This is a genomic window from Caballeronia sp. ATUFL_F2_KS9A (assembly GCF_023630765.1).
In the GTDB taxonomy this organism is placed as follows: Bacteria; Pseudomonadota; Gammaproteobacteria; order Burkholderiales; family Burkholderiaceae; genus Caballeronia; species Caballeronia zhejiangensis.
In genome coordinates this window covers 1-23,837 of sequence record NZ_JALQEK010000032.1, presented here as the reverse complement: position 1 = coordinate 23,837, position 23,837 = coordinate 1, and the positions used below count along the sequence as shown (strand labels likewise).

Annotated in this window: 22 protein-coding genes and 1 pseudogene; 13 read left to right on the top strand and 10 right to left on the bottom strand. The window is 63.5% G+C overall.

The annotated features are described in order from the left end of the window. Positions 1 to 113 precede the first annotated feature (113 nt). Together NCS67_RS20900 and NCS67_RS20895 are read left to right on the top strand one after the other, a co-directional pair. Positions 114 to 1,235, top strand: coding sequence for an ABC transporter ATP-binding protein (locus NCS67_RS20900; RefSeq protein ID WP_250436398.1), 1,122 nt, complete (start codon positions 114 to 116; stop codon positions 1,233 to 1,235). A gap of 454 nt (positions 1,236 to 1,689) precedes the next feature. Beyond that, positions 1,690 to 2,559, top strand: a complete 870-nt coding sequence (locus NCS67_RS20895; RefSeq protein WP_008347768.1) for an EAL domain-containing protein — start codon at positions 1,690 to 1,692, stop codon at positions 2,557 to 2,559. 77 nt (positions 2,560 to 2,636) lie between these two features. Here NCS67_RS20895 and NCS67_RS20890 read toward each other — a convergent pair whose 3' ends face one another. Then, the gene (locus NCS67_RS20890) at positions 2,637 to 4,544 is read right to left on the bottom strand and encodes a M60 family metallopeptidase (RefSeq protein ID WP_250436397.1); all 1,908 of its coding nucleotides are present in this window, start codon (positions 4,542 to 4,544) and stop codon (positions 2,637 to 2,639) included. Here NCS67_RS20890 and NCS67_RS20885 point away from each other — a divergent pair. Next, on the top strand, positions 4,543 to 4,725 hold the full coding sequence (locus tag NCS67_RS20885; protein ID WP_175980622.1) for a hypothetical protein: 183 nt from the start codon (positions 4,543 to 4,545) through the stop codon (positions 4,723 to 4,725). The two genes, NCS67_RS20890 and NCS67_RS20885, sit on opposite strands and share 2 nt — an antisense overlap. A gap of 45 nt (positions 4,726 to 4,770) precedes the next feature. Here NCS67_RS20885 and NCS67_RS20880 read toward each other — a convergent pair whose 3' ends face one another. After that, entirely contained in the window at positions 4,771 to 5,058 is a 288-nt protein-coding gene (locus NCS67_RS20880; RefSeq protein WP_008347763.1) for a DUF4148 domain-containing protein, read from the bottom strand. Positions 5,059 to 5,145: 87 nt separating this feature from the next. Then, positions 5,146 to 5,589 carry a MarR family winged helix-turn-helix transcriptional regulator gene (locus NCS67_RS20875; protein ID WP_175980620.1) on the bottom strand — a complete coding sequence of 148 codons (444 nt, stop codon included), beginning with the start codon at positions 5,587 to 5,589 and terminating at the stop codon, positions 5,146 to 5,148. Between the two features lie 196 nt (positions 5,590 to 5,785). Between NCS67_RS20875 and NCS67_RS20870 the strand changes: the two genes are divergently transcribed. Then, a complete protein-coding gene (locus NCS67_RS20870; RefSeq protein WP_250436396.1) occupies positions 5,786 to 7,276 on the top strand; it encodes a DHA2 family efflux MFS transporter permease subunit in 1,491 nt (496 codons plus the stop codon). 83 nt (positions 7,277 to 7,359) lie between these two features. Here NCS67_RS20870 and NCS67_RS20865 read toward each other — a convergent pair whose 3' ends face one another. The 3 genes from NCS67_RS20865 to NCS67_RS20855 form a co-directional block, all read right to left on the bottom strand. Beyond that, on the bottom strand, positions 7,360 to 9,429 hold the full coding sequence (locus NCS67_RS20865; protein ID WP_008347756.1) for a putative bifunctional diguanylate cyclase/phosphodiesterase: 2,070 nt from the start codon (positions 9,427 to 9,429) through the stop codon (positions 7,360 to 7,362). A 106-nt stretch (positions 9,430 to 9,535) separates the two neighbouring features. Beyond that, positions 9,536 to 10,807 carry a cardiolipin synthase gene (gene cls, locus NCS67_RS20860; protein ID WP_250436393.1) on the bottom strand — a complete coding sequence of 424 codons (1,272 nt, stop codon included), beginning with the start codon at positions 10,805 to 10,807 and terminating at the stop codon, positions 9,536 to 9,538. 78 nt (positions 10,808 to 10,885) lie between these two features. Beyond that, a complete protein-coding gene (locus tag NCS67_RS20855) occupies positions 10,886 to 11,665 on the bottom strand; it encodes a DUF4410 domain-containing protein (protein ID WP_250436391.1) in 780 nt (259 codons plus the stop codon). A gap of 258 nt (positions 11,666 to 11,923) precedes the next feature. Between NCS67_RS20855 and NCS67_RS20850 the strand changes: the two genes are divergently transcribed. Then, entirely contained in the window at positions 11,924 to 12,712 is a 789-nt protein-coding gene (locus tag NCS67_RS20850; protein ID WP_008347750.1) for an SDR family NAD(P)-dependent oxidoreductase, read from the top strand. A gap of 5 nt (positions 12,713 to 12,717) precedes the next feature. Here NCS67_RS20850 and NCS67_RS20845 read toward each other — a convergent pair whose 3' ends face one another. Both NCS67_RS20845 and NCS67_RS20840 read right to left on the bottom strand, forming a co-directional pair. Further along, positions 12,718 to 14,139, bottom strand: coding sequence for a UdgX family uracil-DNA binding protein (locus tag NCS67_RS20845; protein ID WP_250436389.1), 1,422 nt, complete (start codon positions 14,137 to 14,139; stop codon positions 12,718 to 12,720). Then, the gene (locus NCS67_RS20840; RefSeq protein WP_008347746.1) at positions 14,139 to 15,350 is read right to left on the bottom strand and encodes a putative DNA modification/repair radical SAM protein; all 1,212 of its coding nucleotides are present in this window, start codon (positions 15,348 to 15,350) and stop codon (positions 14,139 to 14,141) included. Before NCS67_RS20840 ends, NCS67_RS20845 begins: the two co-directional genes overlap by 1 nt. 113 nt (positions 15,351 to 15,463) lie before the next feature. Here NCS67_RS20840 and NCS67_RS20835 point away from each other — a divergent pair, with 113 nt between their 5' ends. The 3 genes from NCS67_RS20835 (at position 15,464) to NCS67_RS20825 (ending at position 16,721) form a co-directional block, all read left to right on the top strand. Next, the gene (locus tag NCS67_RS20835) at positions 15,464 to 15,685 is read left to right on the top strand and encodes a hypothetical protein (protein ID WP_250436387.1); all 222 of its coding nucleotides are present in this window, start codon (positions 15,464 to 15,466) and stop codon (positions 15,683 to 15,685) included. A gap of 107 nt (positions 15,686 to 15,792) precedes the next feature. Then, positions 15,793 to 16,113, top strand: coding sequence for a hypothetical protein (locus NCS67_RS20830; protein ID WP_250436385.1), 321 nt, complete (start codon positions 15,793 to 15,795; stop codon positions 16,111 to 16,113). Between the two features lie 308 nt (positions 16,114 to 16,421). Further along, on the top strand, positions 16,422 to 16,721 hold the full coding sequence (locus tag NCS67_RS20825) for a hypothetical protein (RefSeq protein ID WP_250436383.1): 300 nt from the start codon (positions 16,422 to 16,424) through the stop codon (positions 16,719 to 16,721). A gap of 10 nt (positions 16,722 to 16,731) precedes the next feature. On the opposite strand, the gene NCS67_RS20820 is transcribed toward NCS67_RS20825, so the two are convergent. Continuing rightward, positions 16,732 to 17,664 carry an aldose 1-epimerase gene (locus tag NCS67_RS20820; protein WP_250436382.1) on the bottom strand — a complete coding sequence of 311 codons (933 nt, stop codon included), beginning with the start codon at positions 17,662 to 17,664 and terminating at the stop codon, positions 16,732 to 16,734. Then, positions 17,661 to 18,461, bottom strand: coding sequence for a phytanoyl-CoA dioxygenase family protein (locus tag NCS67_RS20815; protein ID WP_250436381.1), 801 nt, complete (start codon positions 18,459 to 18,461; stop codon positions 17,661 to 17,663). The genes NCS67_RS20820 and NCS67_RS20815 overlap by 4 nt, the downstream gene beginning before the upstream one ends. A 211-nt stretch (positions 18,462 to 18,672) precedes the next feature. Here NCS67_RS20815 and NCS67_RS20810 point away from each other — a divergent pair, with 211 nt between their 5' ends. The 5 genes and pseudogenes from NCS67_RS20810 to NCS67_RS20790 form a co-directional block, all read left to right on the top strand. After that, positions 18,673 to 19,761, top strand: a complete 1,089-nt coding sequence (locus tag NCS67_RS20810) for a LacI family DNA-binding transcriptional regulator (RefSeq protein WP_008347735.1) — start codon at positions 18,673 to 18,675, stop codon at positions 19,759 to 19,761. A 138-nt stretch (positions 19,762 to 19,899) separates the two neighbouring features. After that, positions 19,900 to 20,898, top strand: coding sequence for an ABC transporter substrate-binding protein (locus NCS67_RS20805; protein WP_250436380.1), 999 nt, complete (start codon positions 19,900 to 19,902; stop codon positions 20,896 to 20,898). Between the two features lie 71 nt (positions 20,899 to 20,969). Next, positions 20,970 to 22,532 carry a sugar ABC transporter ATP-binding protein gene (locus NCS67_RS20800; protein ID WP_250436379.1) on the top strand — a complete coding sequence of 521 codons (1,563 nt, stop codon included), beginning with the start codon at positions 20,970 to 20,972 and terminating at the stop codon, positions 22,530 to 22,532. Further along, positions 22,522 to 23,502: an ABC transporter permease gene (locus tag NCS67_RS20795; RefSeq protein WP_250436378.1), complete on the top strand. Its 981-nt coding sequence runs from the start codon at positions 22,522 to 22,524 to the stop codon at positions 23,500 to 23,502. Before NCS67_RS20800 ends, NCS67_RS20795 begins: the two co-directional genes overlap by 11 nt. Positions 23,503 to 23,510: 8 nt before the next feature. Further along, positions 23,511 to 23,837: pseudogene (locus NCS67_RS20790) on the top strand (ABC transporter permease); the annotation flags it as partial.

Genomic DNA, 23,837 nt, shown 5'->3' with positions numbered 1-23,837 from the left:
CACTTGTAATTTCGGTTTTACAATTGTATATTTTGGCGCGAACAGCTTGTCAAGAACAAATTCGACGACGCATCGGATGCTGCGCTGCCGCAGCAGCAAACGGGAGACAACGCATGAGCGCAGTTCATTTGCAGCAGATCCGCAAGGCATTCGCTGGCGTCGACGTGCTGAAGGGCGTCGACATAGAAGTGACCGATCGCGAGTTCATGGTTTTCGTCGGTCCTTCGGGATGCGGAAAGTCGACCTTGCTTCGCACCATCGCCGGACTCGAACGCTGCGACTCAGGGCAAGTACTGATTGGCGGCGAGGACGTCACCGAACTCGAGCCTTCGCAACGCGGCGTCGCGATGGTGTTTCAGTCGTATGCGCTTTATCCGCACATGTCGGTGTACGAGAACATCGCGTTCGGTTTGCGCATGCTCAAGTTGCCCGAAGCGCAGATCAAGGAACGCGTGCATCGCGCGGCCGAGATCTTGCAGATCGGCCAGTTGCTCGAACGGCGTCCGCGCGCGCTGTCGGGCGGGCAGCGTCAGCGCGTGGCGATCGGCCGGTCCATCGTACGCGAGCCGAAAGTCTTTCTCTTCGACGAGCCGCTCTCCAATCTCGACGCCGCATTGCGCGTGCAGATGCGCCTCGAACTCATCAAGCTGCACAAGCAGCTCAATGCGACGATGATCTACGTCACGCACGATCAGACCGAAGCGATGACGATGGCCGATCGCATCGTCGTGCTGAATCATGGACGCGTCGAACAGATCGGCTCGCCGCTGGAGCTGTATCGCACGCCACACAATCGCTTCGTCGCGGGTTTCATCGGCTCGCCGAAAATGAACTTCATGGATGTGCGCGTGATGCGCGTGGATGCTATGGGCGTCACCATCGAATTGCCGGGCGGCGAGTCGTTGACGCTGCCGTTCGCGGCTTCGTCCGTGCACGCGGGCGAGACGCTTACGCTTGGCATCCGGCCCGAGCATTTCGTCGAATCGGGCGGCGGCGATATCGACAGCGGCCTTGCAGGCGAAGTCATGGTGATCGAGCATCTCGGCGGCGAGACGCTGCTGCATGTCCGTTTGCCGAACGAACTCGTGATTCAGGTGAAAGGCTCGGGCGAATCGACGGCCGTCGAAGGACAGCGCCTGAACGCGGGCTTCAGCATTCGCCATGTGCATCTGTTCCGCGAGGATGGCAGCGCGCTGGAACGCATGCGCCCTATCGCCGAAACCGCGACCGCCTGACGGTCGACGTCGCGGAAAGACTGTCGTAAGCGAAGACAGCGGCATACCCATGCTCATCGACCGGCGGTCGCCTGTGCGGAAGCGCCGCGTGTCCCAATTTTGGTGCGCGCCCGCCGTTCGCAGCGATCATTTTCCGGCGCCGACACTAGTCGGGATTACAAATGTTCCGGAATCGCTATATACAAAACTGCAAAACGCCATGCCGATGCAGCGCAATATGTGCTTGCGTTATGTGCGCCAGCCCACACAGACCATCACGCGTTACGGTTGCGTTACGTGACTCGGGATGGCTGAACGATGCGTCCACACGCAAGCGCAAACGCTCCCCTTAAGGAGGCAAACGTTGTCTCCAAGGGGCTCACCGAATTTACTTGGATTGGACGACGCGCGATCATAGTTTCTGGCACGACTCGTGCAACCGCTTCCACGACCAACTGGGAGGGATGGCTAGAGCATGAAAAGAACGACACACGGCTCGCCTGTCGCGAAAGCCGCGCCGGAGTCAGATCATGCATTCAGGCATCGCATACTCGAAGGCCTCAAGGCCGGAGAATTCTGCATCGCCTATCAGGGAATCTACCGAGTCCACGGCGGCGAACTCGCGCAAATGGAAGCGCTCATTCGCTGGCGTCATCCGGAATACGGCGTATTGCTGCCAGGCGCATTCAGCGAGGCGTTCAAGGACGCCGACATCATGCGCGAACTGACATGGTTCGTGCTGGACGCGGTCGCGTCCGAAATTGGCGAGTGGCGCGAAAGTGGCGGCGCACACTATTCGGTCGCCGTGAACGTCCCGCCATCGGTCGCGGCGTTGCCGGGCTTCGCCGAGCGGATGGAATCGATTTGCCGCGCGCACGACATCACGCCCGATTGCATCGAACTCGAACTGCTGGAAAGCGAAGATCTCGCGCGCATGCCGGCGATGCGCAAGGTCGTGCGGCGTCTCAAGAACAAGGGCGTGAGCGTCGCGATGGACGATTTCGGCACCGGCTATTCATGTCTCGCCGCGCTCGGACCGATCGACTTCGGCACCGTCAAGATCGCGAAGGAACTGCTCGCCGAAGCGCCGCGCTGCCCGAACGCGTGTCTGGTCTTTTCGTCGGTGCTCACGCTTCTTACGCGGCTGAAGGTGGCGATCGTCGTCGAAGGTGTGGAAACGGCCGCGCAGGCGCAATGGATTGCGCAGTGGCCGCACGTGCTCGCGCAGGGTTTCTTTCTCGCGCGACCCGCGTTCGGCATCGGTAATGTGCCGGGCGCGCTCATCGGCCGGCCGGGGACGCGGCGCAAAGAACAGCAGACCATTCGGCTCGCGGATGCAGCATGAGGAACTGAAGCGTTTCTGGCAGCCCTCGTAAAAGCCAGGACTTCGCCGACGCGTGCATGCGTCGGCGTTTTTTTGCCTTAAATCCGCGTGCGCGTCAAATCGGTCTTCGGCGCGCTCAGCTTCAGCCCGGCAATCGCCGCACGCGTGCCAGCATCGACCGGCAGTCCCCATCGCTCGAAGAAATCCGTCAGATCGAGATTGGCCGCCATGCACGCACGCAGCACGAAGCGTTGCACTTCGTTCTGGTCGCCGCCTTCATCCTCCGTCAGCGGATGCCGCCGATACAGCTTGTGCAGCCGCGCATAGAAGCCGTTGCCGAGTGCGCGGCGCAACTGCTCGTACATGACGAGCCTGATCCAGAGCGCTTCCGGTGGCATCGGAAACGACGCATCGTCGAGAAAATTGCGTGACGGCTGCGCGAAATACTGCGCCGCGAGATCGATGCGATTCTTCTTGCCGCGCGCGTCGACGACTTGCAGCAGTGGCGAAGGCATCGGCGTGCCGAGGCGTTCCAGCGCATGCAGCGAATAGACGTTCACCGTCGTCTCCGTCACGCCCGGCCATGTCCAGTCCCATTGCTGATACATGTGTCCCATCTCGTGCCATACGCCCCATTCGTCGGCTTTCGCGGGCTTGAGCAAGGTCTCGGCCGCGCTATTGAGCGGCAGGCCGATCATGTAGTACGTCGCGTAGAGATACGTGTTCTGCAACTCGGCGTGGGTCGAAATCGCGTCCTGCACGAAATGCACGCGCAACGGCGACGGCGCATCGAGTGCTTCCGTGCCATCGAGTCCGGACAGTTCGTCGTGATAGCCCATGATGCGCTCGACATAATCGAGCAATGCGGCCGGATCCGCCGCGCCCGACTTGTCGTACATGGCGCGCGCGACGGTGAACATCGTGCGCTTGCCGACCATCTCGACGAGCGGCGCATCCGCATGACGCTGCAGCATCGCGCGCCATTCGGCGGGCGTCGTCGCACCTTCGACATAGAACGGCACCGGCTTGCCGCCTTCGCGCACGATGACATCGATCGACGTACGTGGCCGCTCGTTGTATCCGCTGTCGATGTATTCGAAGTAGAGCAAGCCATCGCGCGATGCGACGAACGCGTTGCGTCCTTCGGTCGCGAGGATCGTTTGCGGATCGCCCGCGGCTTGCCGCCGATAGAAGCCGTTCTTGTTGCCGACCATGACGATGAGGCCATCGGGACCATCGTCGGCGAGACCGTTCACATCGATCACGACGGTTTCGCCCTTCGACACATACAGCCCCGACGGATGATAGTCAGTCCAGCGAAAACCGCCGAGCCGTTCGGCCTCGATCGCATCGGGTGCATACGCGCTCAAGTGATAGCGCCTGCCGATGTTGTCGTAAGTCGAGCGCGCCGAAGCATCGAGCATGCGATACGCATGATCGCCGCCATCGCTTCCGGTCTTGTACAGACGCCACTGTCCGGCCTGCGCATTGACTTCGACGGACGCACCGTCGCGCAACGCATGATGCCCGACGACGAGTCCCGTCTTCGTGCCGGTGGCCGCGATGGTCACGACGTTCGCATCGGCTTCGATGCTCCAGTTCTGCCGCGCATCGCCCGATGGCGCTTCGAGCTCGACACGCGCGCCGAGCGTCACGTAACGTCCATATAGCTTCGAGTAAAGACGAAAGCCGCTGCCTTCCTTGTCGATGGTCCAGATCTGGCTCGCGGCGCGTTCGGGCGTCCACTCGGACTGCACGAGCGCGATCGTGCCATCGCGTTGCACTTGCGCGGTCAGCGCCTTGAAAGTTGCATTCGAAACGATATAGAAGTCGCCTTCCTCGACTTTCGCGCCTGCGCCGTAAGGCACCTGCATCGCCCCGGTCTTCGATGCGAAACGCGATACCCGCACCGCGTCGTGCGGATAAAACGTCACGGGCGCGTAGTAGCGCGATGCCGCGTGTGCGTCGCACAGGGCGAAGATCAACAGCCATGACCGCCATCGCATGCGTGGCCTCCCCGATACATCGGCCGTATTCCGGCTCTTCGTCGCATATCTGGAACTTGCGCCTGATGCCGAGATACTGCCGTATCCCGCCGTCGGCGTCGAGCGCGGACATCACGCGATTGCCGCATCATGCGTCGCGCGCTTTGCGATCAACGCGATCTCGTCGTATCGACTGCCTTAATGAAGCGGATGGCGTTTTCCGCGTCGTCCCGGAACAAGCGTCCGATTACGGCGTCGATGCCGGCGCCGGCTTGCCCGCCTTCTGCGCATTGATCTTCGACTGCGCGTTTTGCAGATTCTGCGGATAGTTGGTCTGCTCGCCAGCGGGGTTGTAGCCGTTCTGTTCGAGTTGCTTCAGCTCGGCGTTCTTCTTCGCGCGCGCTTCCTTTCGCTGGGCTTTCTTGATCTGCTTCGGCGTGGATGCGGCCGTGTCTTGCGCCTGCGCGATGGGCATCGAGACGAAAGCGGCGACGGACAGCGCGAGGACGGCCAACGGTGCGGTGCGTTTGTTCATGATCGATCTTCTCCGGATGGATGGCGGCGCTGGACAACGACGCTTGCGGACAACGCTGAAGCAATCGGCGATCCAAGCGCGGATGAATCACCGATCGACGATACGGCTCAGATTGCCGCGCACGCGTTGCAGAAGCGCGATCAATTGCTCGCTTTCCTGCCGGCTGAAGCCCGCGAGCGCTTCTGCTGCGATCTCGTCGCCGACGCGCCGCGCGCGGTCGAGCGCCTTCTCCGCCTTCGCGGTCATGCGAACCTGACGCTCGCGACGATCGTCGGGATTCGGGCGGCGCTCGATCCAGCCGCCCTCTTCCATGCGATCGAGCAGACGGCCGGCGGAAATCGGCGCGACTTCCAGCAGCCCGGCGAGCCGCGCCTGATTGACCTCGCCGTAATGCGAGAGATACGCGAGCACGCGGCATTGCGCGCGCGTCAGATTGAGCGATGACTTCGCCAGCACGTCGAAGCGGTTGCCGCACAGGCGGTCCACGTCCGCGACCAGAAAGCCGAAGCGTTTGTCGAGTTGGGTTTCCATCGCGCGATTATATGTAACGCCTTTCGATGCGCGCATCTCGTGTACACCCGGTAATTGACCGCATTGCGCGAGATCGCGGCCGTTCTATAATAAGCCTGCTTATCATCATCGTACTTACAAAAGCCGCCGCCTTGCGGCCACGTCCATGTCCCTCGAAGTCCCCACGGAACGCGCCGCAGCGCCATTGAACCGCGGCATGCTGACTGTCTCGATCATGCTCGCCACGCTGATCCAGACGCTCGACAGCACCATCGCGAACGTCGCGCTGCCGCATATGCAGGGCACGCTGTCGGCGTCCCAGGACGAAATCACCTGGGTGCTGACCTCGTATATCGTCGCCGCCGCGATCGCTACGCCGCTCACTGGCTGGCTCTCGGACCAGTTGAGCGTGAAGAAGCTGCTGTGTATTTCGATTGCGGGTTTCACCGTCGCGTCGGCGTTTTGCGGGCTGTCGGAGACGCTCACGCAGATCGTCGCGTCGCGGCTGTTGCAGGGCGTGTTCGGGGCGTCGCTCGTGCCGCTGTCGCAATCGATCCTGCTCGACATCAATCCGCGCGAGAAACAGGGCCAGGCGATGGCCGTCTGGGGCATGGGAGTGATGGTCGGTCCGATTCTCGGTCCGACGCTCGGTGGCTGGCTCACGGACAGCTACAACTGGCGCTGGGTCTTTTTCATCAACGTGCCGATCGGTGCGTTCGCGCTCTTCGGCGTAGTGACGTTTCTGCCCGCGCAGATCGCGCGCCGCGCGGTGAAGTTCGACGCGTTCGGCTTCGCGACGCTCGGCCTTGCGATCGGCGCGTTCCAGGCGATGCTCGATCGCGGCGAACAACTCGACTGGTTCGGATCGATGGAAATCCGCATCGAGGCGATTCTCGCGGCGCTGAGTTTCGTGTTCTTCATCGCGCATACGGCGACGGCCGGGTCGCGCTCGTTCTTCAAATATCAGTTGCTGAAGGACCGCAACTTCGCGACCGGAACGTGCTTCATCTTCGTGATCGGCGCGGTGATGTACGCGACGCGCGCGCTGTTGCCGCCGATGTTGCAGAACCTGATGAACTATCCGGTCGCGACGACAGGCCTCGTCACGGCGCCGAGCGGCGCGGGCACGATGATCGCGATGCTCGTCGCCGGACGCCTGCTGAAGCACATCGATGCGCGTGTGCTGCTGCTGTCGGGATTTCTGATTTCGGCGTTCGCGCTCTGGCAGATGATGCATTACACGATCGTGCTGTCGGCATCGGATATCGTTTGGCCGGGCGTGATTCAGGGCTTCGGGCTGGGACTCGTGTTCGTGCCGCTGTCGGCGCTGACGTTTTCGACGCTCACGCCCGAGTTGCGCGCGGATGGCACCGCGACTTACAGCCTGATGCGCAATATCGGCAGCAGTATCGGTATTTCCATCGTGCAGACGCTGATGACGCGCAACACGCAGGTCGCCCACGCGGACCTCGCCGCGCAAGTGACGCCGTTCAATCCGGCGATGCAGCCGATGCTGTCCGGCGGCTCGATGACGGACATGGCGATGCTCAATCAAACGATCACGCAGCAGGCTTCGATGATTGCTTATCTCAACGACTTCAAGCTGATGTTTGTCGCGACGTTGTTGGTGGTGCCGTTGCTGCTGCTGATCCGGCCGGCGAAGAAGACCGCGGCGGAGGAGTCGGTGGCGCATGCGGCGATGGATTGAGGTTCGTGTTTGCGTCTTTTGTGTGGCTTTCCCTCGGGCTCGTTTCGTGAAATCCTGATCTCACAGGATTCCACGACCAAAAATCAAACACCGACAGCAGCCTTCTCCAGCATCCCCCCAAACGCATCCGCCGACAAAGGCATCGCCAGCAAGAACCCCTGCATCTCATCGCACATCATGTCCTGCAAGCGATCGAGCTGCGACCCGGTCTCGACGCCTTCCGCCACGACATCCATATCGAGCGAATGCGCGAGCGCAATAATCGCCGAGACGATCGCGCGCCCCTCCTGCCCGTTCTCATCCAGCCCGTTCGTGAAGAACCGATCGATCTTCAACTGCTTCGCGCGAAACCGCTGCAAATACGCGAGGCTCGAATATCCGGTGCCGAAATCGTCGATTGCGATCTCGAAACCATTCTCCTGAAACGCGCGAATCATCTCGATGGTGCGCGGCGCGTCCTGCATCGCCACCGACTCGGTGATCTCGAACATGATCTGCTCGCTCTCGACGCCTTCCTCGCGCACGATCGTCATGATGTTCGCGACAAGATCCGCCTCGTGCATCTGCCGCGGCGACAGGTTGATCGCCACCTTCACCGGCGGACGCCCTTCCGCGCGCCAACGCGACATGTGCCGGCACGTTTCGCGCACGACCCAGTATCCGATCTGCACGATCTGTCCGGAACGCTCCGCGATCGGGATGAACTCGAGCGGCGTCAACGTGCCGATCTCCGGATGATCCAGCCGGATCAACGCTTCCGCGCCCGCCAGCTCGCCGCTTTTGCCTCGGAACTTCGGCTGAAACAGAAGATAGAAATGGCCGCCATTCAGCGCCTCGTGCAACGCCTGCTGAATCTGCAGCGTCCGCACCGCCGCCTCGTTCATGCTCGCCTCGAAGAAGCGATAGGTGCTGCGCCCGCCGCGCTTCGCTTCGTACATCGCGACGTCCGCGTGCTTGAGCAGCGATTCGACGCTGTCGCCATCCTGCGAAAAGAGCGCAATGCCGATGCTCGGCATCACCTGCAACGGATGACTCCCGACGACGAGTCCCTTTTTCATCGTATCGAGGATGCGTTCGGCCATCTTCTCGGCATCCGTCGGCGCGTGCAGGTGTTCGAGCATCACGACGAACTCGTCGCCGCCCAGACGCGCCACCGTGTCGCCGCCGCGCACGCATTCCTGCAGACGTCGCGCGAATGCCTTCAGCACTTCGTCGCCGACCGTATGGCCCAACGAGTCGTTGATCGTCTTGAAGCCATCCAGGTCCATGAAGAGAATCGCGAAACGGCTGTCGCTGTGCCGCGCGTTTCGAATCGCGCGATCGATGCGCTCGTTCATCGTGCGGCGGTTCGGCAGGTCCGTCAGCGTATCGAAGGTCGCCATGCGTACGATCTGCCCGTTCAGCCGCGACACCGAACCTGCAAGCAGCGCCGTGCGCGCATCGAAGCGCGACAGCACGAGCGTGATAATCAGAATGGTCAGCGTGAATAGCACGACAGTCGTCGCGAGCCAGCGCGAGTCGATGTCGTTGGCCGCGCCGCAGATCGAGCCCGGCAGAAACTCCGCCGCCGCGTTGCCCGTGTAGTGCATGCCGGTGATCGCGAGGCCCATCACCAGCGCCGACCCGAGTCGCTTGGCGAGCACGTTCGTCTGGTTCGCATCCGAGAGCGTATGGGCGATCCACAACGCCGCCCCCGATGCGACCACCGCAATCACGATCGACGCCGCGAACAGCAGCGGATCGTACGTGATCGCGGGCTGCATCCGCATCGCGGCATCGCCCGTGTAGTGCATCGCCGCGATGCCCGCGCCCATCAAGAGACTGCTCGCGACGAGGCGCTTCATCGTCAGACGCCTGCTCGTAATGACGAGCAGCGCGAAGAACGACACGAGCACCGCGATGCCGAGCGACCCGGCGGTGATCTTCAGGTCATAGCCGAGCGGGATAGGCAATTCGAACGCGAGTACGCCGATGAAATGCATCGACCAGATGCCGATGCCCATCGACGCCGCACCGCCCGCGAGCCAGACGTGCCGCGTGCGCGACTGCGCAAGCGATGCGATGCGGCCCGAGATATCGAGCGCAGTAAAGGAAGCGAGCGTGGCGACTACGAGCGATGCCGCGACCAGCCAAAAGTTATAGGTGCCGTGCATGATTGCCGTAGACCGAGAGACCCGTTTGCGTGAGCGTCTTATCGGCTTTCGTCAGGCGATCTTTAGGCCAAGATGAGAAATATTCGCAACACGGAATGCGCGAAAGTCAAAGCTGCGGATCGAGCAGCGCGGCCACGCGCTCCAGCAGCTTCTCGGTGAGCGAACGGCGGCGCCAGTCTTCGAGCGTGATGCGTTTCGCGCGGGCGACGTCGTCATCGAAAATCGCCGTTTGCTGGCGCGCGAAGTCGCGGTCGTAGATGTTCAGATTGGCTTCGTCGTTCAGCTTGAAGGAGCGGCTGTCGAAATTCGTCGAGCCGACCGACACCAGGTACTCATCGACGACGATCAGCTTGCAGTGGAACATCGTCGGCTGATATTCGAACATTTCGACGCCCACCGCGAGCAGGTCGCCCCAGCACGCGCGCGATGCCTCGCGCACCGTATGCGTGTCGATGCGCTTGCCCGGCGTGATGATGCGAACCCGCACGCCGCGCCGCGCCGCCTCGACGATCGCGTTGATCGTCAGCTTGTCCGGCACGAAGTACGCGCTCGACAAGTGGATGGAACGCGTCGCCGCGGTGATCGCCATGAGGTACATCAGCTGCATGTCGTCGCTGCCGCCGGACGGCGAGCTGCTGAACATGTGCGCGAAGCCGTCGCCCGCATCGTCGATGTCAGGAAAATAGCGCGGGCCGTGCAGTACGTTGCCCGTCGTCTTGATCCAGTTGTCCATGAACACGGCCTGCATCTGCCCGACGGCCGGGCCTTCGACGCGAAAATGCGTGTCGCGCCAGTGCTTCTCGTCCTGCGCGTGTCCGGTCCATTCCTCGGCAATGCCGACGCCGCCCGTGAAGCCGATGCGCCCGTCGATTACGAGCAGCTTGCGGTGCGTGCGGTCGTTCATGCGGCCGAGCCCGGTCCAGTGCGGCTTGTGATACTGGATCACTTCCGCGCCCGCGTCGCGCAGCATGCGCAGATAGCGCTTGTCCATCTTCGACGTGCCGACCCAGTCGAGCAGCACATGCACCGATACGCCCGCCCGAGCCTTGTCGGAGAGCGCCTGCGCGATTTGCTCGCCGATCGCGCCCGACCAGTAGATGAAGGTTTCGAAGGTGATCGTCTCTCGCGCCGCGCGAATGCCTTCGAGCATCGACGGGAAAATCTCGTCGCCGTTCACGAGCACCTCGAAGCGGTTGCCGCCGACCACGGGCGGACCGAGCAGCAAGCCCATCGAACGGAGAAACTGCGGGTCGTCGCTCGCGTACAGCCGTTCGATCCTGTGCTCGATCTTCTTTTCGCCGCTCGTCAGATTCGCGATCACCAGCACGACGACGAGCGTCACGACAACGGTCAGGACAATCAGGGCAATCGTCGGCATGCGCAGCCTCGCGAAGCGAACATTCGTCCGGATTCTAGTGCAAGCACGTTCCGGACCGCGCAACGGCCGCCGCCTTCCTTAGCTCTTCGCCGGCATCCAGCCCTGCTCCTGGCCGAGCTTGGCGATCTGCTTGGCGATGGTGTCGCCGAGGCGCTTTTCATCGGACGACACATCCGCGTGCTTCGTCTCCGACACCGCGTGCAGCCCGCCCGACACCGCGAGCGATGTCGCGACGTGCCCCGCCGCCGCGCCGACGCCCGCCATTTCCGCGACGCCCGGCGCGTGGCCGCTGTCGGCTTTCGCGTCGAATTGTTCGAGCAGTTGCGGCACGCCGTTCGCGGGCTTGAGGACGAGCTGCACCGTCGCGCCGACCTTGCTTTCGCCCGCGCCGAGGCCGATCACCATGCGGCGGCGGCGATTGCCCGCATCGATCGTATTGATGCTTCCTTCGACGACGAGCACGCTCCGATCTTGCGGCGGCGGCACGTCGGCGCGGATCGCGGGCAGACCCATCGATTGCAGTTTGGCGACGATTTCGTTCGCGACTTCCTCGCGCGCCGCGATGGCGTCTTGCGTCTGCTTCCGCGCTTGCGAATCGCCGGACATCGCCGAGCCGAGCTTCGAAATCAGGCCGTGATTGTCGAGCTTGACGTCGTTCGCGTCGCTGGCGAATGCGTAGACATAGATCGTGTCGGGGCGCACGGCGGGCGCAGCCGCGACGGTCTGCACGTACTGCCCGTACTGATTCGATGCCTGCGCCGGATTGCTCGCGCATCCCGCAAGCAGCGCCGTGCCGACGACGAAACCGGCGAGCGCCGCGCCGCGCACTTTCTTGAACAAGTTGATCGAGCTGGACATGTTGCACCTCCTGTGTGGATTCGTGGATGCGTGACACGGCTCGGTTCTCGCTGCTGCATCTGCTTCGTTTCACGCTGGACGCAACTATGGACGATGACCGCGGCGGAAGCCATCGAGCATTTATGTCGCGGGGTTTCACGGGCGGCGAACGCTTGCCGGACGCGGCTTCAGCAACGTACTGCGCTTATGGCTAACATCCCGGAACGCGTCGTGGCGAAATCGCCGGCGCATTCCGCCAACCCAATCGAAGGAGCAGACATGGATCTCAAGATCGGCAACAAGCTCGCGCTGGTATCCGGATCGACGAAGGGCATCGGACATGCCATTGCCGTGGCGCTCGCGCGTGAAGGCGCGCGCGTGATCATCAACGGCCGTTCGCAGGCGTCTGTCGATGCGGCGCTGGCTAAACTGCGCGAACTCGTGCCCAACGCACAGGGCGAAGGCTTCGCCGGCGACGTCTCCGACGCAGCGCAAGTCGACGCGCTCGTGAAGCGCTTTCCGCACGTCGATATTCTCGTGAACAACATGGGCATCTTCGATCCGAAGCCGTTCGAAGAGATTCCCGACGACGAATGGCTGCGCTTTTTCAACACCAACGTGATGTCGGGCGTGCGCCTGTCGCGCGCGTATCTGCCGAAGATGAAGGAGAAGAACTGGGGCCGCGTCGTGTTCATCAGCAGCGAGAGCGGCATTCAGATTCCCGTCGAGATGATTCATTACGGCGTGACCAAATCGGCGCAGATTTCGCTCGCGCGCGGCCTCGCGGAAACCTGCGCGGGCACCGGCGTGACCGTCAATTCGGTGCTGCCGGGGCCGACGAGCTCCGAAGGCGTCACCGAGTTCGTCGAGAAACTGTCGGGCGGCAAGAGCTTCGGCGAATTCGAGAAGCAGTTCTTCGAAGAAGCGCGGCCCACGTCGATTCTCAAGCGCTTCATCACGCCCGAGGAAATCGGCAGCATGGTGGCGTACGTGTGCTCGGAGCTTTCATCGGCGACGAACGGCGCGGCGTTGCGCGCGGATGGCGGCGTCGTGCGCGCGGCGTTCTGAGCGCGCTAGGCCTTCAACGACGACGCCAGCTCCAGCGCCGCAACGATAGCCGCGACGGTTTTTTCGCGCGCGGCTTCGTCGTTCTGGCGCAGCGCGTAGGACGGGTGATACGTCGCGACGACCAGCTTGTCCCGATACGGCACGACGCGCCCGACATGCGCCGAAAGCGTCGCGCGCCGTCCGAAAAGCGCGGCCAACGCGGTCGCGCCGAGCGTGACGATCACCTTCGCGCCGACGTCATGCAGTTCCTGTTGGAGCCAGTACGAACAGGCTTCGACCTCCTGCTGCGCGGGCGTCTTGTGCAGACGGCGCTTGCCGCGCGGCTCCCATTTGAAGTGCTTCACCGCATTGGTCAGATAGACGTGCTCGCGCACGACGCCGGCACGCTGCATCGCGTCCTGAAGCAGCTGCCCGGCCGGTCCGACGAACGGCTCGCCCTTCAGATCCTCCTGATCGCCGGGCTGTTCGCCGAGCAGCATGATGCGCGCATCGGACGGACCGGCGCCATGCACCGCCTGCGTCGCGTTGCGCCACAGATCGCAGCGGCGGCAAGTATCGAGCGATGTGGGCGCGTCCCGCTCCGGCTGCGCTGCGAGCGCATCGACCTGAACCGCCTTGCCGCCGAGCGCGCCGACGTTTTGCGCCTGCGCGACGCGTCGCGCGCCGCCGCGCGCATCGCTGACGAGCTTCGGGATCAGTGCGCCTTCCGGCAGCCCTTTCCAGAAACGTACCGGCATATGCTGTTCGAGCGCGGATTCGTTCAGTCGCGCCGGATTGAAGATGCTGCGGTAGTAGGTCATCCAGAGCGCTTCGGCGGCATCCGGCAAGACCGCCGCATGATCCGACGCCAGCGCGCGGCCGCGCTCCAGTTGCAGGCGCTCGCCGTCGAACATCGCGGCGCCGTCGGGCGTTGCGATGAGCCATGTCGAGCGTCCCATGCGCGCGGCGAAATGCTCCGCGCCCCACGCGAGCACGTCGTGATCCGGCTTGTACCACGCGACGAATTCCGGCGCGCCGAGCGACGCGTCGCGCTGCCGGAAGCGCACATACGCGATCATGTCGTGCTGCGCGCGGCGCACCGCCTTCGCCATCTTGTAGAGGCGCGCGCCGTCTTCATCGGCGGGCGATGCCACCGAGCGGTCGCCCTGCGCCCAGCGCCACAGCACGCGATATAAAATGCTCCAGCGGCGCGCGTCGCGAAAATGCGCGGCGTCTTTCAGCAGCGATGCGAGTTCGCGCGACACGCGGATAGGCGGCGCATCCGCTGCCTTCGCCGCTTTCGCCGATCGCGCCGACTCGTTGAACAACGCCGGCTCCGCCTGAGCCGTACGCCAGTCGATCGATTCGGGCGGGAGCTTTTGCGCGAGCGCATCGAGCGCGGCGACGCGCCAGCCGTCGAATTCGTCGTCGATGGCGATGACGTGCATCAGATCAGCGAGAGCTGCACCGGGCCGGTCGCGAGCGCGCGCCGCAGACTGTCCGAAGGCGCTTCGTCGAGCGGCGGCCGGTAATCCGCCGTGACGACGAACGGCTTCACCTTGTCCATGCCGCAGCGCAGCCGCACGAGATCGTGATAGCGCACGCGCCGCTCGCGCCGCAACTCCACGATGCGCTTCGCGTTGCGCATGCCGATGCCCGGCACGCGCGCGATCATGCGCGCGGGCGCGGCGTTCAGATCGACGGGAAAGCGCTCGCGATGCGCAAGCGCCCACGCGAGTTTCGGATCGACATCGAGCGGAAGATTGCCGGCATCGCCGAGCAGTTCGGCGGCGGCGAAACCGTAGCCGCGCATCAGAAAATCCGCCTGATACAGCCGATGCTCGCGCAAGAGCGGCGGCGCTTTCGACGGCACGCCCGAGGGGCTGTCAGGAATCGGGCTGAACGCCGAGTAATACACGCGCTTTAGCTGATAAGAGCCGTACAGCGTTTCGGCGGTGCCGAGGATCGTGCGGTCGTCGGTTTCATCGGCGCCGACGATCATCTGCGTGCTCTGCCCCGCCGGCGCGAACTTCGGCGCGCGCGGCTCCGCTTCCGATTCCTCGCGCGCGACGCGGATGTTGCCCATCGCCAGCTTGATCGTGCGGCCGCTCTTTTCCGGCGCGAGCCGCTCGAGGCTGATTTCCGTCGGCAATTCGATGTTCACGCTCAGACGGTCGGCATAGCGTCCCGCTTGCGCGATGAGTTCGGGATCGGCATCGGGAATCGTCTTCAGATGGATGTAGCCGCGAAATCCGTGCTTCTCACGCAGCAATTTCGCGACGAGGACGAGCTGCTCCATCGTGTAGTTCGACGAACGAATCACTCCGGAACTGAGAAACAACCCGTCGATGTAATTGCGACGGTAGAAATCCAGCGTGAGCGTAACAACTTCTTCCGGCGTGAAGCGCGCACGCGGCACGTTACTGGACCGGCGATTGATGCAGTACCGGCAGTCGTACAGACAAAAGTTCGTCAGCAAAATCTTGAGCAGCGAGACGCAGCGCCCGTCGGGCGTGAAGCTATGGCAGATGCCGGAGCCGGTGCTCGCGCCGAGGCCATCGATGCCGCGCGACTCGCGTTTGGGCGCGCCGCCGCTCGCACACGACGCGTCGTATTTGGCGGCGTCGGCGAGAATTTCGAGCTTTTCGGAGAGATCCATCTTGATTATGGTACTGTATGTTTATACAGTACCTCACGAGAGGCGCGGAGTCAAAGGTAATCACGGCATCGCACGCTTCGCGCCTGCCCTCGCAATCTCTTTCGGAGCCTTTCATGCGATTCGACTACAAGACGTTTCACATCGACTGCACCGCCCATCACGACGAAGACGGCAGCTACTCCGCGCACGCACGCATCACGCGTCCGGCGGACGAGCGCACCGCGCATGCGGAAGTATTCGAATCCGGCGAGCTGGATGCGTTCGCGAGCGAGTCGGATGCCGTCCATTGCGCGCGGGCGTGGGCCATCGAGTGGTGTGACGAGGCGACTGCATGACAATTCGATTTCTTCCCGCGGCACGGTGATTGCGCAATGTAATCTGCGACGCCGCAGCTTTGCGCAAGGCGGCGCGCATCGAGATCATTGATCAACGGGAGGAAACCATGAAGAACGCCAAGAGAAGTTTGATTGTGTCGGCCATGATTCTGGGCTTGTCGGGCGCGGCATTCGCGCAAGGCGCGGGCGGCGGTGCCGGCGGCGGCGGCGCGGGTGGCGCAGGCGCGGGTGGCGGCACGGCGGGCGGCAACGGGGCCGGTCAGGGCGGCACCGGAATGGGCACGCCGAACAGCAACGGTGTAACCGGCTCGACGTCGGGCGCATCGGGCTCGAACACGATGGATTCGTCCAAGGGCAGCAGCAAGATGCACAAGAAGGGCAGCTCGGGATCGAACATGTCGGGCGGCACCTCCGGCAAGTCGGAATAAACGTATTGAGTTTCCACGTTTCGGCGCGCCCGGACTTTCGCAAGTCCGGGCGCGTTTTTCGTGCTTCTTCTTTAAACCCGCACGCCTATCCCCACCAAGGTATCCCTGCCAGATAGGGATTTCTCGCGCCTTCCCATCGCCGTAAGGTAATCCCCGAGCGCCATTCGTCGCGCCCGGTGCGTCGTCATTTGTCGCGTCGGACGAAGCGAGCCCGCGCTCGATCCATTCATCCGTCCATCGGCAAAGCGGCAAGGAGTCCGAGACTCGCGTTCCCGGCTGCTTGTGCATTCGTTTCAAGGAGCTGGAACATGAAGGCAAAGATCAACCCGAAATTTCTCGCGATGATGGCAGCATGCGCGGTCGTGTCAGGAATCGGTGTCGCGCACGCGCAAGGCATGCCCGCCGATGCGCAGCAACTCGTCCAGACGATGCGCCCGATGTACGTGTCGCAGGCCATGCCCGATGAATCTCAGACGCAAACCGCCGCGACGCCGCAACAAGCCTCCGGCGGCGACTCCGCGTATGGCGGCATGAAGCCCGCCTCCGCGAGCGGACATCGCGATAGCGACTGCAGCCCGGCGAACTGCAACGTTTTCTTCGGTCAGTAGGCGCGACGCCTTATTCCGTGTGAGTCGTCCAGGCGAATGTCGCGCTGACCGACTCGCCCGGTTCCAGCACCGCGCCGCCCTTCGCGGCGCGGTCGACATCGAGATTGACCCAGTCCGCCACGTTGCTCACCGGCTCAACGCAGAGCAAATCGGGATGCGACTTCGGTGCATACACCACCAGGGCATCGAACGGCGCTTGCGCGCTGAGCGCGACCGCGCGGCGTTCGTCGGGCCACGCGATCGTCGCCGTGCGCGACCAACCGGCGAAGTTGTTGTCGAGATCGAAGGCATCGGCGGACATGCCTTCTTGCGACGCCATCGCATCGACGCACGGATGCGCGCCCGCATGCGTGGGCAGCAGATCGGGCGTGCTGTGCCACATCGACGCGACGCGTGCGTGAACGCGCGTATTGCGCGTGCGCGGATAGTACGGGTGATGTCCCATGCCGAACGGCATCGGCCGCTCGGACAGGTTGCGCGCGGAGAGCGTCACGCTTAGCGTGTGGTCATCGAGCGCGATGTCCTGCGTCGCCTCGTATGCGAACGGCCAGTGACGCGCGGCATCGCGCGAGGGTTCGTGCAAAAAATGCAGACGCGCGCGGGCGTCCGACACATCGCCGACACGCCACGGCAAGCGCCACGCGTTGCCGTGCAGCGCGTGCGCAAAGGCGTTGCCGTCGCCGGAGAGATCGATGAGCGCACCGTCGAACACGAAGCGCGCATCGCGGATGCGATTGCAGTACGGCAGGAGCGGAAAGCTCGCCATGCCGAGCGGATCGCGTGCGGCCAGCGCGGCGGGCGTCGCGGGACGCAACCAGTCGATCGTACGTCCGTCGCGCGTTTCGTCGAAGGCCGCGATCGATCCGCCCACGTGCGGCGCAAGCAGCACGCGCCGCGCGCCATGACGCAGTTCGACGAGGGGATCGGACGGCGCGGCGCTCAATATGCAAACTGCCGATAGCTTTCGTCGAAGGTGCGCGCCGTCGTTTCCACCTGAGGATTGAAGCGCAGCAGCCGCCGCGCGCGCGGAGGCAACGCGGCGAAGACGTCGCGCGGCACGTCGATATGCACCTCGGGCCGGAAATACCACGCGCGGCTGTAGCCGATCACGACCATCGGACGCGGCTCGCCGATGAGATTCGGCGTACCGCGATGCAGGCCGCGCACATCGCGAATCATCACGTCGCCGACTTTCATCGGCACGCGCTCGGCGGGGAAGCGCCCTGCTTCGAGACCGGCCAGCGCCTCATCGCGCGACATGCGATGCGTGCCACGCGTCGTTTCGAGCGGACCGTTGCGGTCATCGACATCGACGAGCGGGAAATTCACCGCGAGCTGGAACGAAGGCGTTTCCGGCGCATCGTCGAAGAGCGGCGGCGTATCGCGATGCCAGTCCTGGAACTCTGAACCGAGCACCGGCGTGTCGGTGGCGAGCTGACACATCACCGGATCGCGCCCGGCCACGCGTTCGACGATCCCGACGATGTCTTCATCGCAAAAGACCGACGGGTCCGCGAACTCGCCTTCGAACGGCAGCGTGACGTAATAGCGGCCCGGTCCGCGATTGCCGCTCGCCGACGCCTCGCGCGCTGCATCGACGTGCGGTTGCAGAAGCGGCGCGAACGCATCGCGCCATGCGTCGATCGTCGCGCGCGGGAAATGATCGCGCAGCAGGACGAAGCCGTCTCGTTCGAACGCTTCGGCGAGCGCGTCTCGCGCGCTCTCGTCGTACTTGGCCATGCACTTTCTCCTCGTTGCGAGTGCGAAAACAGAATCGCATGCGTGTAATCCGCTCGTCAATATTATTAGTAATAACCAGTGAAAACCCTGAGCAGAAATGACCAATAAAAACGTGCTTTCCGCGTCGTTCATCACTAATATTAGTGGCAAGTTTCTCCGGCCCGCGAGACAGGTTTCGCGCAGAGTTCAGCCGCCCGGCGCGGCACGCACAATGAAAAAATCCACGCAACGCCGCCCGACGATGACCGACATCGCGAAGCTCACCGGAGTCTCGCAATCGACGGTCTCGCTCGTGCTGAACAACGCAAGCGGCGCGAAGTTCTCCGACACCACGCGCGACAAGGTGCTGCGCGCCGCGCAAGATCTCGGCTATCGCATGACGCAGCGCGAACCGGTCGCCGCGCTCGATAGCCAGCGCGAGCGCAATCTGATCGTCTATCTCGCCGACGAAATTTCGACGAGCCCGCATCCGGTCGTGAGCATCGACGGCGCGCGGGACGCGGCCTTCGCCAACGGGCGCATGCTCGCCGTCTATTCGACGCACGGCAATGCGGAGATCGAGGCGCGCGTGCTCGACGCGACGCTCGGCAATCCGAACGTGCTCGGCGTGATCTACGCGACGGTCTATACCCGCCGCGTCACGCTGCCGGCCGTGCTCGCCAAGGTGCCGACCGTGCTGCTCAACTGCTACACGAGCGATGCGAGCGTGTCTTCGGTGGTGCCGGCGGAAGTGGCGGGCGGGCACACCGCGACGGATCATCTGCTGGCCGCGGGGCACAAGCGCATTGGCTATATCAACGGCGAGCCGTGGCAGGACGCGGCGCGCGATCGTCTGAAGGGCTATCGGACCGCGCTCGCCACAGCCGATCTGCCGTTCGCGCCGGAACTGGTGCGCGAAGGGGACTGGAGTCCCGACACCGGCTTCGAACAGACGCTCTCGCTAATGCGCGAGCCGAATCCGCCGACCGCGATCTTTTGCGCGAACGACCTGATGGCGCTCGGCGCGATCGAGGCGTTGAAGCAACTCGGACTGCGCGTGCCCGACGATGTATCCGTGCTCGGCTACGACGATCAGGAAATCGCGCGGCATACGCATCCGCCGCTTTCGACCGTCGTGCTGCCGAACTATGAGCTAGGGCGCTGGGCGGTCGAGACGCTGCTGCAGGAAGAAGAGAACCGGGCCGCGGGCGCGCCCGTTCGGCGTCGCACCGTGAAGCTGGACGGACCGCTGATCGAGCGCGGCTCCGTCGCGGAAAACACCGAGGCGAAACAGTTGGCCATTAATAATATTAGCGATTGATCGTTAATGAAATGCGCTGAAGCAATCGCCGCATTCGCACGGAACGCGGTACGCAGTTTGACTCTCGCAGCAGGCAGACCGGGCAACACCAAGCATCGGCGTCGTTAGAAAAAGCCTAACCATTCAATGGAGGAAGACATGCTGTCATTAGATAAGAAATCGCGCCTGGGCCTGCGCCCGCTCGCTGCCGCACTCACGCTCGCGGCCGGCTTCACCGCCGCCCACGCCGCCGACGACGGCCTGCCGAAGATCCCGAACAAGAAGCCGTTGAAGGTCGGCTTTGCGCAGACCGAGAGCAATAATCCGTGGCGTCTCGCGGAGACGAAGAGCTTCAAGGACATCGCGGCGAAATGCGGCTGGCAGATGGTCATGACCGACGCCAACAGTTCCGCGGCGAAGCAGGTCTCGGACATCCAGAGCATGATCGCGCAGCACGTCGATCTGCTCGTCTTCCCGCCGCGCGAGGAAAAGCCGCTCGTGCCGGTCGTGATGCAGGCGAAGAAAGCGGGCATTCCCGTGATTCTGGTCGACCGCAACATCGATCAGTCGATGGCGAAGGCGGGCAAGGACTACATCACGTTCATCGGCTCGGACTTCATCGATCAGGGTCAGCGCGCCGCCGACTGGCTCGTGAAGGCGACCAACGGCAAGGCGACCATCATCGAGCTGGAAGGCTCGACGGGCGCGTCCGCCGCGAACGATCGCAAGAAAGGCTTCGACGATGTCATCGCGAAGAATCCCGGCATGAAGATCGTTGCGTCGCAAAGCGGCGACTTCGCGCGCGACAAGGGCCGTCAGGTGATGGAGACGCTCTTGCAGGCGCATCCCGACGTGACCGCGGTCTACGCGCACAACGACGAAATGGCGCTCGGCGCGATCGCGGCGATCAAGGCGGCGGGCAAGCAGCCGGGCAAGGATATCGTTCTCGTGACGATCGACGGCACCAAGGGCGGCCTCGAAGCGATCAAGGCGGGCGAGCTCGGCGCGAGCGTGCAATCCAGCCCGTTCTTCGGACCGCTCGCATGCGACGTCGCGCAGAAGTACGCGAAGGGCGAAACGGTGCCGCCGTGGGTGAAGGTCTCGGATCGCTTCTACGACAAGAGCAACGTCGACGCAAGCATGCAGTACGGGTACTGAGCGAAGTGTGTGTGTGACTTGCGGGCGTCTGATCGGAGGCGCTCGCTTTTTCATTTCGACGGATATCACGCATGGCTCAGACTCCCCTTCTCGACATGCAGGACATCGATATCGCGTTCGGCGGCGTCGCTGCGTTGAAGCGCGCGCGCCTGACCGTCGCAGCGGGCGAAGTGCACGCGCTCATCGGCCAGAACGGCGCGGGCAAGTCCACGCTCATCAAGATTCTCACGGGCGCGTATCGCAAGAGCGCGGGCACGATTCGCTTCGATGGCCGCGAAGTCGATTTCCGCACGCCGAAGGAAGCGCGCGAAGCGGGCATCAGCACGATCTATCAGGAGATCAATCTCGTGCCTTTCCGCTCCGTCGCGGAAAACATCTTTCTCGGGCGCGAGCCGCGCCGTTTCGGTCTCATCGACTGGAAGATAGTGCAACGGCGTGCGAGCGAATTGCTCGAATCGTTCGGATTGCGTATCGATGTGAGAAAGCCCGTGCGCGACTATTCCACCGCGATTCAGCAGATGGTCGCGCTCGCGCGCGCGGTGTCGTCGGATGCGAAGATGGTCATCATGGATGAATCGACGTCCTCGCTCGACGAGCGCGAAGTCGAGCTGCTCTTCACCGTCGTGCGCCGCTTGCGCGACGACGGGCGCGCGGTCATCTTCGTCTCGCATCGGCTCGATGAACTCTATGCGCTGTGCGATCGCGTCACGGTGATGCGCGACGGCCAGACCGTCGCCGAAAACACGATGCAGGAAATGGACAAGCTGAAGCTCGTCACGACGATGCTCGGCCGCACGCTCGCCGCCGTCGTGCATGAAGACAGCGCGGTGAAGGAAGCGAATCTCGCGAAGCGCGGTCCGGTCGCGCTCGCGGCGCAAGGGCTCGCGGCGGGCGCGAAGGTCACGGACGTATCGCTCGATGTTCACGCGGGCGAAGCGGTCGGCCTCGCGGGCCTGCTCGGCTCGGGCCGCACGGAAACGATGCGCCTGCTCTTCGGCGCGGATCGCCCGGCGAAAGGAACGCTCGATATAAACGGCGAGCCAGCATCGTTCAAATCGCCGAAAGATGCGATCGCGCGCGGCGTCGCGTATCTGACGGAAGATCGCAAGGCCGAAGGCATCGTGCCGGAGCTTTCCGTGCGCGACAACCTCACGCTCGTCTGCCTGCCTGCGCTGACGAAACGCGGCGTCGTCGATGTCGCGAAGCAGCGCGAGATCGTCGATGGCTTCATCGAATCGCTCGGCATCAAGCTACGCTCGCCCGATCAGCCGATACGCGAACTTTCCGGCGGCAATCAGCAGAAGGTGCTGCTCGCGCGCTGGCTCGCGACGCACCCTCGCCTCTTGCTGCTCGACGAGCCCACGCGCGGCATCGACGTGGGCGCGAAAGCCGACGTCGCGAAGATCGTGCGCGAATTGCGCGATGCCGGCATGGCGGTGCTGCTGTCCGCATCGGAACTGGAAGAACTCACGGCAGTGGCGGATCGCGCAGTCGTGATCCGCGACGGCGAAACGGTCGCGCAACTAGACGGCGCGCAGATGAACGAGGCGTCGATCATGGATGCGATCGCGTATGGCGCGGGCGCGGAGTCGACGCTCGCCGAGGCGGTAGAGGAAGCGAAACATGATCGATGATACGCAACGGGCCGCGCCGATCGTGCAGGCATCGGCAAAGAAGAAGCGTGGCGTGGCGATTCAGCGCGAAGTCGCCGTGCTGCTCGCGATGATCGTCTTCAATCTGATCTTCACGCAGCACTTCGTTTCGCTGCAGACGTTCAACGTGAATCTCACGCAAGTGGTGACGATCGTGATCGTCGGCATCGGCATGACGCTCGTCGTCGCGACGGGCGGCATCGACCTGTCCGTGGGCGCGTCGATGGCGATAGCCGGTGCGCTCGCGCCGATGCTCTTCATGAACGTCGACGGGCCGCTCGGCATCGTGCTTGCGTTCACGCTGCCGATCGTCGCCGCCGCGTTATGCGGCATCTTCAACGGCTTTCTCGTGACGCGACTGAACGTGCAGCCGATCGTCGCGACGCTCGTGCTCTTCATCGCGGGCCGCGGCATCGCGCAAGTCGTCACCGATGGGAGCCTTCAGGCGTTCACGAATCCCGCGTTTCAATGGATCGCGCTCGGCAAGATCGCGGGCGTGCCGTTCCAGATTCTCCTGATGCTCGTGCTCGTCGCACTCTTTACGTGGATCGTGCGCAAGACGCTGTTCGGCAAGTTCCTGCTCGTGACGGGCGGCAATGAGGACGCCGCGTATCTCTCGGGCATTCCGACCGCGCGCGTGAAGATGATCGCGTACACCGTATGCGCGGCGCTCGCCGGGCTAGCCGGGCTGATTTCGATCTCGGTGAATTCGTCGTCGGATGCGAATGTCGTCGGTCTCGGCGTGGAGCTCGATGCGATCGCGGCGGTCGCGGTCGGCGGCACCGCGTTGACGGGCGGCAAGGCGTATATCACGGGCACGCTGATCGGCGCGCTCATCATCCAGTTGCTGCGTTATACGCTGCTCGCGCACGGCATTCCGGATGCCGCCGCGCTGGTGCTGAAGGCCGCGATCATCATCGTCGCGGTGTACGTGCAACGCAAGCGAGGTTGAACGTCGACATGAAAAAGAACTTGCCGATTCTCATCGCGCTCGCGGCGCTGCTCGTGCTCGGCGTCATGCGTTACGAACATTTCGCGGACGCGTACAACATCACGTCGTTCTGGCGATACAACTCGATGTTCCTGCTGATCTCGATCGGCATGGCGTTCGTCATCATCACGGGCGGCATCGATCTGTCCGTCGGCGCGGTGGCCGCGCTCGCGAGCGTGGTGTCGGCGCTGGGGGGGCCGCCGGGGCGGGGTGCCCGCGGGGGATGCGGGTGGCGTGCCCGCCGCGCCGGGGGGGGGGTGATCCTGGGGCGGCTTATCCCTAATTGGCCTCTTGCG